Raw genomic sequence first — 15,148 nt, 5'->3', positions numbered from 1 at the left:
AAATGCAACTTAGTTGCTTTATAAAAATAAAGTTGCTTAAGAAATGATAAAATCACAATGGATAAAAACAACAATTCTATATAATTGAAGTTTAAGAGAATATCTTGTATGATACGACAAATTTTTTTAAGGCGGAATGGTATGCAAGAAATAAATTACGCGCTTGTAGAGGATAAAAGACCACCTATTTATACTGCTATGAAATATTGGGGCAAAAAGCCTCATAACATTTGGAGAAAATACATTGATATTTACACGCCAAAAAATGGTGTATTTTTGGACGCATTTTGTGGTAGCGCAATGAGTGCGATTGAAAGCCTAAAAGTTAAGCGAAAAACCATAGCTTTTGACATAAATCCTTTAAGTTCTTTTTTGCTTGAAATTTACACAAGTCCTTTTGATTTTAAGGCATTTAAAAAAGAAGCAACAACAATTATTGAGCGTGTAAAGAAAAATGAAATTTATCAAAAATTGTGGTGTTATGATGGTGAGTTGCATAATTTTAAATATGAAAATAACGCCATTTATGAAATCTGCAAAAGTAATAAATCTATCCTTAAAAAAGTTAGAGATATAGATATTGAAGCCCTAGATTTTGCCAATAGCGTTGATTTAGAGAAATTGGGGATAAATTTTATTGATGAACCATTTTTAGATAGTAATTCTTTTAGTGCAAATTTTATAAAAAATATAGGTGGCAATAATTTCAAATTCATTTGGACAAAGCGGAATTTGATTGTGTTATCCTTAATTTTCAAGGAGATTTTAAAGGTTAGTGATGAGGTTATCAAAAAGCAATTATTGTTTGGTTTTATTATGATTACGCATTTGTGTTGTAAAATGAATATCCCAAGACGCGATAGCGCAAATCGAAATTTTAGCACGAGTTGGGGGCGAAGTGCGTATGTATGCTCTAGTAGGCAAATGGAGCAAAACCCACTTTTGCTTTTTGAGAGAAATTGCTTTAATAAACAAAGCGTAAAAAGTTCCTTAAATGCTTCAAATGACTATATTGACAAAAATATCAAAATCAAAAAAGTTAGCAATGCAAGCAAACTAAAAGATAGCACAGCGTTTGACTTAAAATATGGCGTGGTAAATATCTTAAAACTAGATGATTATATCAATGAAAAAAGTGTAGATTTTATCATTACAGACCCTCCTTATGGTGGGCTAGTGCAATATTTGGATTTAAGTTATTTGTGGCTTTTATGGCTTAAAAAACTTGACACGAGCTATGCAAGCGTAGATTTTGCTAGTGAAATTACCATAAACAAAAAATGTGATATTAAGGTATATGATAGCAGATTTACACAGGCATTAAAACAACTGCATAGAGTGCTAAAAGATAATGGCAAAATGGTGATTACTTTTCATAATAAAGACATAGCCATTTGGAATAGTTTTATGCGTTCATTGCGAAATGCAAATTTTATCATCGAAAAAGTCATACACCAAAAAAATCGTAGAAGCGGAGAGAGTGTAGTAGCAAATCCTTATGGCACTTCTGGGACAGATTTTTATTTGCGATGTGCAAAAAATATTCACACATACAGCAACGATAATTTAATAAATGGAAATTTGGAGCAAAGAATCGTAGATATTGCGATTAAAGCTATTGCAGAGCGAAGTGAGCCTACACCTTATGAAATTTTGTTTGATGCAATTTTGGCTGAAATCACTTCGCAAGGGCTTATATTTAGTGATGATTGCGATGGGGATATAAAAAATGCGCTAAATTCTCAAATCAATAAAATCTTTACTATAACCAAAGATAATGGTTCAAAAGCTGGGAATTTATGGTGGCTAAAAGAACCTAGAAAATATATAAATTACATAGAGATACCATTAAGTCAAAGAGTTGATAAACTTGTGCTATTTATGCTTAGAAACAATGCCTTGATTGCTTTAGATGATATTTTGGCAAGTGTTTATAAGCACTTTCCAAATGGCTTAACACCCGATGAAAGTAGCATTTTAAAATCGCTAAATAAATACGCCACAAAATCTAGCAATGCTTGGATTTATAATCCAAATAGTGATTTTTCTAAAGAAGCTACCACACACACGCTATACATAAGCTATCTTGCAATGATTGGCAAAAAACTAGGCTTTGATATTTTTATAGGCAAGCGCGAGCAACAAGAACCCATAGAAAATAAAAGGCTTATTGATTTTGCGACTTTGAAAACGCTAGATTTTATCAGCGATGAATTTGAAAGAAAGCGAGTATCTATGATAGATATTTTGTTTATTAAAGATAAGGAAATACACTGCATTTTTGAGATTGAAAATTCTACAAGTATTATTTCTGCGTTGCATAGAGCAAGTGTTTTAGACAAAAATATTGCAAAATTTATCGTAATTCCAGATGCTAGGATAAATGAACTTTTAGCCAAACAAGAACCTTTAAGCAAAGAGGCATTTATCCAAAATAATTGGAAATATCTTTTATATAGCGATATAGATAAGCTTATAAAAACTATTAACCCACAAATACAAACCTTTGCTAAAGATATAGTATGAAAGATTTATTTACAGATTTAGATTTAGAGACAAAAACACAAAAAGAGGGCAAATACGATAAAAGAAATGCCCTTAATGATTTAACAGGCAAGGAATGGTTAAAACTCACTTCTAGCTTTTGGGTAAGCGAAAAATGCAAACTTGATAAAGAAGCATTAAAGCACCCCGCCCCATTTTTAGTAAAAGATATTGAAAAACTCATTAGGCTTTTTACTAAAAAAGATATGGTTGTGTTAGACCCATTTTGTGGTAGCGGAACAACTCTTATCGCAAGTTTTTTGCAAAATCGTTTTGGTATTGGATATGATTTAAGCAAAGAATATTACGAACTTGCGTTGTCGCGTCTAAAAAACCTCAATGCCAAAGAAAAGCAAGATTTTTGTTATGAAATTGGAAATAACATTGCCTTAATACAAAATTTACAAGAATCTAGTGTGGATTATATTGTAACTTCTCCGCCATATTTTAATATTCTTAAAAATAAATCACAAGGTTTAAGGGCGGATAAATCTTATAAAGGTTTTAGAAACGGTGCAAGAAGTGGTGTTGTAGCTTATGACACGGACACAAAAGAGAATTTAGAAAATTGTAAAAATTATGGGGATTTTTTGCTATCTTTGGAGCAAGTATTTATAGAATGCAAAAGAGTGCTAAAAGATAAAAAATATCTATCAATCATAATTAGCGATTTTACGGTTAATAAAATCGAAACAAATGTAACGGGTAATATTATTGATTTAATGATAAAAATAGGTTATGAGTTTGTGGGAAATATTGCGCTTTTGCAACCAAATAAACCACTTTATCCCTTTGGTTACCCTTATGCTTACAAAATAAACCACCATAATCAAAACATTTTAAATTTTAAAATAAATTAGTTTTAAATTCTGCGCTAAAGAGTTTGATAGCAAACTCGCACCCATAAGCATTAGCAACTTTATCGAGCTAGTGGAATCTAGCGCGACTTTTAGCGAGTTTAAGCGCAATTTTGATAGGCTCTTTGTGGATAGATTATTGCGCGAAAAAACGGATAATTACATTGATAGCGTGAATGCTAGGGCATAGATAATTTTAACGCAAAATTTATGCGAAATTGCACGCTAAAATCGCATAAGCAAAATCCAAATTTGCTATAATGTGCTTAAAAAATGCCAAACGCGTAACGCTTAAAGCGCGAGAAATGTTGCTTAATTTTGCAATTTTAACAGCCTCAATATCTAAACTTTCTTAAAAAGCTACGAGCATAAGCGAAGTAGAAACATATTTAAGAATCTTTTTTTAAATCTATCTTGTTTTTGATTCTCTTAGCCTATTAAATTCTTGTAAAGGTTTTTATTATGTGGTGATATACTTGTTTTTCATCGTGTGTAACATAACTTAAGACTTATTTATGTGAGATTAAGTTGGATTGAGCCTTATTTCATTATGTGAGTTTGCTTGGCGTAACGGGAATGCGTGAAAATGTCGGCGGAGGTGTGCGCAAAATGGTGGCACAAATAAAGCAGATTCGTAGCTCTATACCTGTGGCGGTAGGATTTGGCATATCAAATGCGCAAAAAGCGCGTGAAATAGCAGAGTTTGCCGATGCCATAATCATCGGTAGTGCGATTGTAAAACTATGTGAGAATGAAAAAAATTGCGTGCAAAAAGTGGCGAGATTTACGCGCGAGATTCACGCGTAAAGTAAGGGGTGCTAGGCAATGTTTTACTAAAAAAAATGTGCTTTGCAAACGCAGTGAAGCAAACATTCAACCCATACGAATCTAACACGAATCTAAAAACCACATTCACCCAAATCAATGCAATAGTTCCACGCTTTGCGCTTTTTGTAATTGTTTTTGATAGTCTTGTAGCACAAGTTTGCGTATGATAATACGCTCTTTGTTGCGCTCATTTTTTAGTCGCAACTCCGCATTTTTGCATTCAGATTCAAGCAATGATATTTCGCGCTCTAACGCCAATTTAACGACTTCTTTCGCAAATGGTGGATGTGAATTGCGATTGATTACGATATGATTACACGCCACAAAGTCGCCGTATTCACACCCTTTAATCACAAAATCATCATTAGTAGTATATCCTTAGCATAAAGCAACCACTGCCATTTTTGCACAAACCAAGTTTTATTGTAAAAGAATAAAACATAGCCTTTTTATAAAGCATTTAAAAGCAAAATTTGATTGAAATATAGATAGCAAGGATTGCTTTGGCATATTTGCAATCTTACCCTTTGGCTATGCCACGATATGACTGCAATGAATTTGCCTTTGGCAAGGCAAGTTTAGGATATTGACAGAGAATTTGATTTGGCGATTGAATGTATGAGCAATAAAACTGCTAAATATTCAATTTATTTATGCTAGAATAAGCCATTTTATATTGTTTAGAAAGGTAGCGTTATGGATAAAAATCCAAAAAAACTCGAACTAAAACTTAAAAACATAGGATATATCAAAGAGGCAAACATTGATATATCTGGGCTTACAATTATAGCTGGAAAAAATAGTATGGGGAAAAGCACCATTGGCAAAGCTCTTATGGCGATTATAAAAGCTAGAAATATAGCTGATAATCACCTAAATAGAGGGGAACAAAACATTGAATATTTGCGCGAAAAACATCTTAATATGATGATAGAATTGCTTTTTGATTCTGAGATTAGTCGTAAGGGAAAAATTGCTTTCAGTGTCAACGATAAAGAACACTATGCGGTTGATATTAAGTCGCATAAATGCGACAGTTTTAATGCTGTTGTTAAAATGGCAAGGGAAAAAGAGTTTTTGGATTGCACTTTTATACAAACGCCACTTATATGGGACTTGGCAGAATTTTTTGAAACTACACTAATAATGAAAGAAAATAGTTCCATCTATGACAACAATTTTGAAATAAAATACCCTTATGTTTTATGGGATTTATTTACAAAATTTCGCGTTAAAGCATTGGATTTTGAATACAAGGAAGAGCCATTGCAAGATATTAAAAAAGAGATTATAAAAGTGATAGGTGGAAAATTTATGAAAGAAGAGGGAAAAACATATCGCTTTTATTCCACAGATGGGCAGGACATATCCTTAAAAAATGTTGCCATAGGCATTAAGGGTCTTGGAATTATTCAAGTTTTGCTTGATAAAAATCGTTTTACCCCGCAAGGATATTTTATCTTTGATGAGCCAGAAAATCATCTGCACCCCACTTGGCAACTTGCATTAGCTGAAATTTTAGTTATCCTTGCAAAAAATGGTATCCGCATTATGATAAATACGCACAGCCCATATATGCTAGAAGCACTTGATAAATATAGCAAAACACACAATGCTTACACAAAATTTTATCTAGCCGATAAAGGCATAGTGCAACAAATCAATGGAAGTAACGCAGGGACATTAGAAGAAATTTTCAAAAAATTAAATGAGCCATTTAAAATTTTTGATGAAATGGAAAATAAATAATGGCAGATACTTCGGTTTTGAAAAAATATTTTCAAAATTATCTATCAACACTAAAAGAAACGAGCTATGACAAAAACAATAAGGAATATTTGTGTTATAGCAATAAAGAAGTAGTTAATTTTGATGATTTTACGCAAAATACAAGTGATTTTGCATTTAAGAAAAGCAAATCTTGCGATGGGGTATTTTTGTCTGAAATTTCAAAAGAAATATATTGCATTGAATTTAGAAATCAAAAGCATAGCGACATTGACAATAATGATATGAAGGGAAAATATATTGATTCGTTAATAAATCTACAAACTATATTTCAAAAAGAAAATATTGCCGTGCAAAATTATCAATTTTATTTCTTTGTGGTATATAAAAATCCAACAAATATGGGTATGTATAAATATCGTGGTATGCAAAATGAAATTCAGTTTGGATTAGATGACGAAAAAGAAAAATATAAGGCTAACTACATAATTTGCAACTCTATCATCAAAACAGAACCCAAAGACAATTTCAAAAGATATTATGGAAAATTTTTCAAAAATGATATAAACTGCTTTAATATTTAATATAGATAATTAGTGAGGAAGTGTATGGGTAATTTTAGTGAGATTTTTGCCAAACGCAAGGGCTTTGTGGCGTTTATTACTTACGGCTATCCTAGCATTGAAGCGAGCGAAAAATTGCTTGAAGTTATGGCGCAAAATGGCGTGGATTTGATTGAAATCGGTATCCCATTCTCCGACCCCACAGCGGAGGGTGCAGTCATCGCAAACGCAAATGAAATCGCCCTAAAAAATGGCATAAATACGGATACAATCTTTGAATCTTTAAGGCGTGTGCGGGAGCGTGTGAGCGCGAATCTGTCCTTTATGACTTATGCAAATGTCGTGTTTTCTTATGGCAAAGAGCGGTTTATCGCGCAAATGCGGGAGCTAAAAATGAGTGCGCTGATTTTGCCCGATGTGCCTTTTGAGGAAAAGGGCGAGTTTGAGAGCGAATGCAGGGCAAATGGCGTGGATTTGATTTCTTTTATCGCGCCTACGAGCGTGGATTCTGCAGATAGAATGGCGCGAATCGTGCGCGAGGCAAGGGGCTTTATTTATTGTGTGAGTTCGCTTGGCGTAACGGGAATGCGTGAAAATGTCGGCGTGGGTGTGCGCGAAATGGTGGCACAAATAAAGCAGATTCGCGCAGATATTCCTGTGGCAGTGGGATTTGGCATATCAAATGCGCAAAAAGCGCGTGAAATAGCAGAGTTTGCCGATGCCATAATCATCGGTAGCGCGATTGTAAAGCTATGTGAGAGTGAAAAAGATTGCGTGCAAAAAGTCGGCGCGTTTGTCAAAGAAGTGCGAGAAGCGTTAGATTTATAAAAATACCATAAAAATTGCCAACACTAAATGCACCTCACAAATTACTTTGGGCGAGCATTTTTAGATTCTCACTCACCAAACACCCGCTTAAAGATACTATCCACGCTTTTTGTGTAGTAGCTCACATCAAAGCATTCTTTTATCGCCTGCTCGCCTATCGCGCTTACCAATTCAGAATCTTCAAGCAAATATTGCAGATACAGGCTCTCGCCGCGTTCATTTAGCGCGCTTTTGCCCCCTGCGCTTTTCCCCTCTTGCACCTCATTATTTTGTAGATTTTGCCACACCCTCATCGCATTTCTTTGCACGATTTTATAGGCGTTTTCGCGTGAGATTCCCTTTTTGGGTAGCTCTAAAAGCACGCGTTGAGAAAACACAAGCCCGCCTGTGAGATTAAGATTTTTGCGCATATTTTTAGGATACACCACGAGCTTATCTAGGAGCTGTGTGAGGCGAGCGAGCATAAAATCCGTGGTGATAAAGCTATCAGGCAGGATAAATCGCTCCACGCTAGAGTGGCTAATATCGCGCTCGTGCCACAAGGCGACATTTTCCATAGCGGGCAGGGCGTAAGCGCGAATCACGCGACAAAGCCCCGTGATATTCTCGCTTAGCACGGGGTTTCGCTTGTGTGGCATAGCAGAGCTTCCCTTTTGCCCCTCTTCAAAGAATTCTTCAGCCTCATACACTTCCGTGCGTTGCAAATGGCGAATCTCAACGGCGATTTTCTCGCAACTGCTTGCTAGCAGGGCTAAATCCGTGATGACTCGGGCGTATCTATCACGCTGGATTACTTGGTTGCTTACAGGGGCGGGCTTTAGCCCGAGATTTTCGCATACGAGCTCTTCTAGCTTCATCGGCGTGTGGGCGAGATTTCCCATCGCCCCGCTTAGCTGTCCCACACTGATAATCTCAAGGCTAGAATGCAACGCGTCTAAATGCCTGCCTAGCTCGGCAAACCACACCGCACACACTAGCCCAAAAGTGATAGGCTCGCCGTGAATCCCGTGGCTTCGCCCCACCATAACCGTGTCTTTGTGTTCATAAGCGCGCCTTTTTACCACTTCGCGCAAATTTTTCACGCCATCAATGATGAGTTTGAGAGAATCGCGCATCTGCAACGCCACCGCCGTGTCGATACAATCACTGCTCGTAATGCCATAATGAAACCACCGCGACTCCTCGCCCAAAGATTCTGCCACACTCGTGGTAAAGGCGATTAAATCGTGCTTGGTTACCGCTTCAATCTCATCGATTCGCTTTATGTCAAACTTCGCATTCGCGCAAATCTTTTCGCAATCGCTATCAGGGATTAGCCCTAGCTTGTTCCACCCGCGCACAAGGGCAATTTCAACCTCTAGCCACGCGCTATACTTCGCCTCCAAACTCCATAATGACTTCATTTGCTCTCTTGCATATCGCTCTACCATTTTGTTGTCCTTTATAATCTTAGTTTCGTTTGTGTTTTTACAGCAATTTCCCGCCGTAAAGCTCTTTATTATTTGCATTATATTCTAACTTTAGCTTGACTTCTTTGTCAGACATATCTACGATATGAAAATCGCCATTTAGCATCAACGCGTTGCCATTTTTACTTGTTAAAAAGCAAATGAGCAAATGGCACGCATCATAGAGGATTTTAGAATTATTTGAGGGCGAGTAGAAAAATGTCCGCAAAGTTTGATTTTGTTGCTTTTCCTCGCAAGTCTTTAGCTCGGTGTAGAAATACGCATTTTCAAACACTACCAAGCCATCAGGATAACCACTCTCTTTTCCTTTGCCTTGCGTATCTTTTGGCTTTTGATAATCTAGCCCAACAGCCTTGCACTCTACGGCAAAAAGATTTGCCACGATATTACCAAATTCATTTGGACGCCCACTAAATTCTATGTTATTTACAGGCGTTATAGTGTTAGCACACGCGGATTTTAGCAGGGCTAATAATTTGTCGTTTTTAAATTTTAAAACTTCGCGTTTTTCGATATTTTTGATTACTTCTTTGAAAGGGAATTTTTTGTTGTTGAGTTTGCTAATTTCACCAAGTTTGGCGTAGTCATTCGCGCTTTTTTCGGGCTTAAAATAATCCACTTGCCACCTCGATTTTTGCAATGCGCTCTTTGGCAAAATCTAAATAGCTTTTTTCAATCTCACAGCCGATAAATTTACGCCCTAGCTCTTTACACGCCACGCCTGTCGTGCCAGAACCACAAAATGGATCAAGCACGATTTCGCCCTCATTGCTCCACGATTTGATATGGTCTCGTGCGAGCCACAACGGAAAAGTCGCGGGGTGTTTTATGTTTTTACACATATTTTCCTGCCCCGAAGTGTTGCCTTTCCAAATGTTATAGCGCATACCAAATTCAGCGATTACGCGCTTTTTTTGTTTGGCAAAGTCGCCGTCCTTTTTGCGAGTGGTATTTTCGCCAAATGTAGTATGTCCAGCATATACATTTTTTCTATCCATAAGTGGATTAAAGGTTTTTGGCGTGCCTTTGGTAAGCACAAACATATATTCAAACACTTGATGATAGCGCGTCTTGCTAGGATTTGAAAAATTGTTTTTTTGATAAATCATCGTATCGTGCATTTTAAAGCCTATGTCTTTAAAATGCAATGCCTGCTTAAAGCTACTCAAACTCTCGCTCCCTTTTTGCATAGAATCCCCCACAATCCACACCATTACACCGCCATCTTTTAGCACACGAAGTAGCTCACTTGCGATTGATTCAAAATCAAAGCTAAATCCTTTATAATCGCGCAAATCATCATAGGGCGGGGAAGTCAGCACAAAATCTATACTGCAAGATTGTAGCGTTTTAAGCGTGATTTTGGAATCGCCTAATAGAAATAATGGAAAATCATTTCGCACTAGATTTTGGCTAAATTGCGACAAATTGGTAGAATCTATGTAAATTGCTTGTGAAAAAGTCATCTATATATCCAAACAATGTTTTACACAAAATCAACTTAATTTTGATACTTTGAAGCGAGCATTTTATAGCGTAGTAGTATTTTATCAAGCGCGTTTTTTATACTATCTTTTGCCTCTGTGAAAAACGCGCTTATGTCATTATTTGGCAGATGAAGCACAGCTATCATTAGATTTTGACAAATATGCGCCAAACTCCCCTCAAACAAAATCCCCACAAATGGCGAACTTACCGACTTTTTAGCGTTTATGGCAAATATCATATCTACCCATTTAAATAGCTCTTGTTTGGTTTTGACTTCTGCGTTTAGCGCGTTTGATAGCTTGGATTTAAACTCTTGGATTTCTTGCAAGTAAAAATCCTCCCTAAAATCGCTAAAAATGAGCTTTTTATCGTTTTTAAAATAACTTTTTATCTCTTTGATAAAGGCAGATTTTTTATTTTTTTTCAAACTAAACTCATTTGTCCTAGTAGGACGCGCACCCTCGATATACGCGCCCTCGCTTAGATTTAGCACCATTTTGGGTTTTAGGGCTTTGATGGCATTTGTTATCATTTGGCTAGATAGCAAAAAAATCGAATCGCTATACACTTCGTGGTCAAAATTCCCCCGCACGCGAATCGCATTGCTTGGGATAGTGGCTTCTTCCTCGCCATACGCAGAGTTGCTAGCGTGTTTTGTGCGCCCCTTTATATAGCCACAATCAATCCCGCAAAGCAACACTTCATTGCCTAGCTGACACGCAAGCGCAAATCCTGCATTGCCCACAAATGGAGCGCAAAACTCCATAACAAATGGGCTTTTAAACATATAGCCACTAGCACTCCCACCGCGCATAAAAAGATATTTTTCGCTCGCTAGATTTAGCGCGTTTGGATTTACCATATTTCCGCACATCAAAGCAGTTTCGCCAAGTGTGGGGGATAAATATTCTGCCAAATAATCCACGCGCTCAATTTCGATTTGAAAATCTGGCTGTATGCCCGCTTGCTTTAGTGGCTTTATCGCCGTGCCACAGCTAAAAATAATCATCTTGCTTTGATGCTCACGCAAAAAATCCAAACTAGAATCCAAACTCGCGCCATTTCCCACCACACATATTGGCATATCCACGCGCTTAGGATTTACCAAAAACAAATTTGGCTTTTTCTTTCTCTCGTTTGGTTTTATGTTTGCGACATTTTTTAGCGTATTTTCTATGCCTATCATCTCATCTTCAAAGCTCCCCCACCCTCGCGCATTGCTAGCGTATTCTTCTGCTACGATTTGCATAGCGGATTCGATTTTGGGGCTTTTATATAGATTTATCTCTGCGCGTAAAAAATTGTTTGTGATTTTTTGGCGTGCGAAAAAGTTGCGAATAAAAAAGCGATTTACCAAATCTTTGACAAACAAATAGCACGCCCCATCGCTTACTTGACTAAAAAGTCTAGGATAATCCACAAAATAGCAACTCACTCGAAACATATCAAGATTTTCTTCAAAAATCAACAGCGAATGAAAAAACACGCCCCGCTCAATGATAAACTCCAAAAACATTCCACCCAAAAGCCCAAAAATACAAGTTGATGGCATAAAATCCTTGCTTAAAAAATATTCTTTGATTCCATCGTGTTTGAAAAGCAAATCGATAAAATCATTGCAAGTCTGCCCTGTGATAGGAAATCTAGTCGTATCCATTTTGTCTAAAAATATACCATTTGAATGGATACTCCATTTGTCATTTTTAAGCGGTGATAGACTTAGATTTTCATTGACAGATACCATTGTGGATAGAGAATCTTGCAGGGGGTATGAAAGCTCGCTAGTGGCTAAGTTTATAATATTTATGCCCTGTTTATTGATTAGCAAATTATATTGTGTTGGATCTTCTTTGAGTGCGTCAAATAGCTCGGGCGAAGTCTTGTGAAAATACTCCATATTTTTGACAAATCGCGCAGAAATTTCTTTTTGTATCGCTTCGTAGTCGTTAGATTTTAGTAGCTCAAGTAGCATTTGGCAACCTTGTGATTTTGGGGTTTTTGGTTAGATTTTATGCTAGATTTTGCACAATATTTTGAAGTATAGATTTTGTGCTTGTCGTGTGGTTTTAGCGCAATCAAAATCCTAGTATTGTAGCGTAGAATCAATAATGCAAGTATAAATCGTGCTAGTATTGTAGTTTTATTTCGTGCGTTATGTTTTGGTATTTCGCATTTTTTGGGTTTTTTATCATTGTTTATCATTGCTTTAGATTTTGGCTTTAGATTTTGGCAAAATCTGCGTTTTTGGATATTTGGGCTTTTTGTAAAAAGATTTTAAGTATGACAAACCCACCCCCCCCCCTTTTTTTTTATCCACTCCGCAAAGGAAGTGGGGGACAAAAACCCCGCAAAATCCTCCGCTAAATTCCGCCACAATGTAAGGGAAAGTGTGGGATTATCATCTACAATGGAGGAGAATAAAATTTTGACAACTCCGCAAAGGAAATGGGAATCTCTGTCATTGCGTGTTTTTGTGCAATCTTTAGCCAATAAAGATTGCCATCATTGCGAGATTCTAGGCTTTTGTCAAAAAGACTAGAATCGTGGCAATCTATGTTGTTTGCATTATCATATAGATTTTGCTTGCGCAACTGCACCCACTCGCGCTTACGCGCTAAATCGCTACTTTGTAGCTGTGGGCTTGTGCCACGCGTGGAATAGCCACGCTCGCAATGACGGGATACCCACCCCCTAACCCCCTCCGCAAGGGAGGGGGGATAAAAGGTTTGCAACTCCGCAAATGAGGGGAAAATAACCACATTGTCATATTGAGCGCGTTAGCCCAAAGTATCCAAAAACATAGATTGCCACGCTCGTTTCACTCACTCGCAATGAAAAATTCTTAAACTTTAAGGCTCAAGACAACTTAAGACAAAATAAAGGAGTCTTAAGTTATGATAAACACGATGAAAAACAAGTATATTATTCGTTCAAGAATTTCAGAGACAAAAACAAGAGAGATTCTTAAATATGTTTCTACTTCGCTTACACTCTTAACTTTGCAAGAAGTCTTGATATTAAAGCTGTTAAAATTGCAAAATTAAGCAAAATTTCTCGTCAAAGTATCAATAAAATCATCAATCAAATCCGCATTTTAATCGCCAAAGAATGTGAGAAAACTTCTAAAATGCAAGGCGAAATTTAAGTTGATGAAAGCAATTTTTTAATATAGATTTTGGGTGCTAAAAGAGTGAGAGGCAAAAGAGGGCGAGTAACTGGCAAAAAAAACTTCTGTATTTTTGCTTTGTTTGACTTACAACTGCAAGTAGAAGGTATGCTAAAGCGAAATAATTGTGTTTATACTCAAATTGTAAAGCATTGCTTGGCAGATGAGCTTTTGCCTATAATAAGGGATTTAAGCGATATTAATGAGACAGAATTTTATAGTGCAAAATTGTATGATGATTGGAGGGCTTATGATGGGCTAGTAGATTTTTTGCTTCGCTTACGCTTACAACTGCAAGCAGAAGGGGCAAAGGCACATCATCGTGTTAAACATAGCAAAAATGAGTTTGCAAAAGGCAAAAATCATATAAATGGCATTGAAAATGTTTTTGCTTCGCTTTTGCTCGCAAATGTAAGCAAAATTGGCTATGCAAAGCATAGATTAGCTAAATTTAAAAGAATCAAAAAAGAGAATTTCTTGCTTCACTTAAAAGAAACAGAATTTAGATACAAGGCTAGCAGTAGCATTGAAATGTCAAAATACAAAAGCAAGATTTGTATAAAATCTTGTTAAAAATGATAAGAAATCAACCGCTTAAGTTGCTTGAGCCAATTCTATTATAAAGAACCAAAATTTACTGCGACAGGGCATACGACATTATGGTATGGAGATAAACAATGTTTTGGCGATTATAAAGATGTTGGTGTATCGCAATATGCTACAAGACCACTTACTTCATTTTTTAAAGATAATCTCGCAACAAAATTTGAATTTTGGGAGCTATAAAATGAAAAAAACCATACTAACGCTATTGTTAGCATTGGCAAATCTAAAGGCTGGAGCGACATTTGGGCTAATATCGCCAGAAGAGCTACCATATATGTCAAATGTATGCAAAGGTTTTTTATATGGGGACGAGAGTGGTTACTCGATATATTACGAACCAGCAACAATCAAAAGACTAAAAGAGGAACTAAAAAAATACGCAATGTCGCATTGTCTAAAGGCAGATTTAGATAAAATTATCGCTCAAGCGACAAAAGAAGCACCAAGAATGGCACTGCAAGGCGGACAAATCACCACAGATTTGCAAAACGAAACTGCAGACTTAAGGTATCTATGCACTAGCTTAGTAAATGAGGGCAAACGGCTAAATATCGATGGCGCACTAAATGATATAAAATCCTATATAGACAATGCTTATACAAATAGATTCATAATGACATTGCATGGACTAACACCTATAAAACCATATCGCAAGACAATGAATGGATTAACCCCTGAAAATGTCAAACAATGTTTGAAAATCTATGAATCTATCGATTTTGATGAGGCAATGGAAAACATTGCAAAGAAATACTGCAATGATTTCTGGGATATTAAATGAAATTGTGTGAATCTATGAATCTACAATGCTAGGATTTTGGGAACTAAAATAAAGGAGTAAAAATGAAGTTATTGTTTATAACCTTATTATCATTTTGTCTTTGCTATGGCACGGGAGAGAGACTTTTAGATGAGCGGGTTGCCAAACTCGTTTTTGATAAGCAATACCAAATCACAAGCATAAAACGAGCAGGGCTAGAATACTGCCTAAATTACGAACAATTAAGACGCAAAAGTTTATCCAAAGAGGAGCAAAAATCATTTTTTCCTTATGAATATTATCGCTTTGAG

At 36.4% G+C, this 15,148-nt stretch carries 16 protein-coding genes and 1 pseudogene; 10 read left to right on the top strand and 7 right to left on the bottom strand.

Annotated elements, in window-relative coordinates:
* The first annotated feature begins 141 nt into the window (after positions 1–141).
* The 3 genes from ACWIX0_RS05540 (at position 142) to ACWIX0_RS05530 (ending at position 4,208) form a co-directional block, all read left to right on the top strand.
* Complete coding sequence (locus tag ACWIX0_RS05540) at positions 142–2,526, top strand: DNA methyltransferase (protein ID WP_454172656.1); 2,385 nt, start codon at positions 142–144, stop codon at positions 2,524–2,526.
* Positions 2,523–3,404: a DNA methyltransferase gene (locus tag ACWIX0_RS05535; RefSeq protein WP_454172655.1), complete on the top strand. Its 882-nt coding sequence runs from the start codon at positions 2,523–2,525 to the stop codon at positions 3,402–3,404. The genes ACWIX0_RS05540 and ACWIX0_RS05535 overlap by 4 nt, the downstream gene beginning before the upstream one ends.
* Before the next feature lie 549 nt (positions 3,405–3,953).
* Positions 3,954–4,208 carry a geranylgeranylglyceryl/heptaprenylglyceryl phosphate synthase gene (locus ACWIX0_RS05530; protein ID WP_454172653.1) on the top strand — a complete coding sequence of 85 codons (255 nt, stop codon included), beginning with the start codon at positions 3,954–3,956 and terminating at the stop codon, positions 4,206–4,208.
* Positions 4,209–4,322: 114 nt separating this feature from the next.
* Here the strand turns inward: ACWIX0_RS05530 and ACWIX0_RS05525 are convergent, their stop codons facing one another.
* A complete protein-coding gene (locus tag ACWIX0_RS05525) occupies positions 4,323–4,583 on the bottom strand; it encodes a hypothetical protein (RefSeq protein WP_454172652.1) in 261 nt (86 codons plus the stop codon).
* Positions 4,584–4,925: 342 nt separating this feature from the next.
* Here ACWIX0_RS05525 and ACWIX0_RS05520 point away from each other — a divergent pair, with 342 nt between their 5' ends.
* The 3 genes from ACWIX0_RS05520 to trpA are packed head-to-tail and all read left to right on the top strand — an operon-like array spanning position 4,926 to position 7,348.
* Entirely contained in the window at positions 4,926–5,978 is a 1,053-nt protein-coding gene (locus ACWIX0_RS05520) for an AAA family ATPase (RefSeq protein WP_454172650.1), read from the top strand.
* Positions 5,978–6,541 (top strand): hypothetical protein, encoded by a 564-nt coding sequence (locus tag ACWIX0_RS05515; protein ID WP_454172649.1) that lies wholly within the window; start codon positions 5,978–5,980, stop codon positions 6,539–6,541. Before ACWIX0_RS05520 ends, ACWIX0_RS05515 begins: the two co-directional genes overlap by 1 nt.
* Positions 6,542–6,565: 24 nt before the next feature.
* Positions 6,566–7,348 carry a tryptophan synthase subunit alpha gene (trpA, locus tag ACWIX0_RS05510; protein ID WP_454172647.1) on the top strand — a complete coding sequence of 261 codons (783 nt, stop codon included), beginning with the start codon at positions 6,566–6,568 and terminating at the stop codon, positions 7,346–7,348.
* Positions 7,349–7,416: 68 nt separating this feature from the next.
* Here the strand turns inward: trpA and purB are convergent, their stop codons facing one another.
* From purB to ACWIX0_RS05480, 6 genes are all read right to left on the bottom strand, one after another.
* Positions 7,417–8,778, bottom strand: a complete 1,362-nt coding sequence (purB, locus tag ACWIX0_RS05505; protein WP_454149949.1) for an adenylosuccinate lyase — start codon at positions 8,776–8,778, stop codon at positions 7,417–7,419.
* Between the two features lie 37 nt (positions 8,779–8,815).
* On the bottom strand, positions 8,816–9,457 hold the full coding sequence (locus ACWIX0_RS05500) for a hypothetical protein (protein WP_454172645.1): 642 nt from the start codon (positions 9,455–9,457) through the stop codon (positions 8,816–8,818).
* Positions 9,423–10,283, bottom strand: coding sequence for a DNA-methyltransferase (locus tag ACWIX0_RS05495; protein WP_454172643.1), 861 nt, complete (start codon positions 10,281–10,283; stop codon positions 9,423–9,425). The genes ACWIX0_RS05500 and ACWIX0_RS05495 overlap by 35 nt, the downstream gene beginning before the upstream one ends.
* Before the next feature lie 35 nt (positions 10,284–10,318).
* Entirely contained in the window at positions 10,319–12,277 is a 1,959-nt protein-coding gene (locus ACWIX0_RS05490; protein ID WP_454172642.1) for a motility associated factor glycosyltransferase family protein, read from the bottom strand.
* Positions 12,259–12,507, bottom strand: a complete 249-nt coding sequence (locus tag ACWIX0_RS05485) for a hypothetical protein (protein WP_454172640.1) — start codon at positions 12,505–12,507, stop codon at positions 12,259–12,261. Before ACWIX0_RS05485 ends, ACWIX0_RS05490 begins: the two co-directional genes overlap by 19 nt.
* 200 nt (positions 12,508–12,707) lie before the next feature.
* A complete protein-coding gene (locus tag ACWIX0_RS05480) occupies positions 12,708–13,064 on the bottom strand; it encodes a hypothetical protein (protein ID WP_454172638.1) in 357 nt (118 codons plus the stop codon).
* A gap of 135 nt (positions 13,065–13,199) precedes the next feature.
* Here ACWIX0_RS05480 and ACWIX0_RS05475 point away from each other — a divergent pair, with 135 nt between their 5' ends.
* The 4 genes and pseudogenes from ACWIX0_RS05475 to ACWIX0_RS05460 all read left to right on the top strand — a co-directional run.
* The gene (locus ACWIX0_RS05475) at positions 13,200–13,349 is read left to right on the top strand and encodes a hypothetical protein (RefSeq protein ID WP_454172636.1); all 150 of its coding nucleotides are present in this window, start codon (positions 13,200–13,202) and stop codon (positions 13,347–13,349) included.
* Positions 13,350–13,705: 356 nt separating this feature from the next.
* Positions 13,706–14,094: pseudogene (locus tag ACWIX0_RS05470) on the top strand (hypothetical protein); the annotation flags it as partial.
* A 164-nt stretch (positions 14,095–14,258) separates the two neighbouring features.
* Positions 14,259–14,858, top strand: a complete 600-nt coding sequence (locus ACWIX0_RS05465) for a hypothetical protein (RefSeq protein WP_454172635.1) — start codon at positions 14,259–14,261, stop codon at positions 14,856–14,858.
* Between the two features lie 62 nt (positions 14,859–14,920).
* Positions 14,921–15,148: hypothetical protein (locus ACWIX0_RS05460; RefSeq protein ID WP_454172633.1), on the top strand; the 228-nt coding region annotated here is incomplete at its 3' end.

The organism is Helicobacter sp. T3_23-1059, from assembly GCF_053654515.1.
This window is presented reverse-complemented; position numbering and strand designations above follow the sequence as displayed.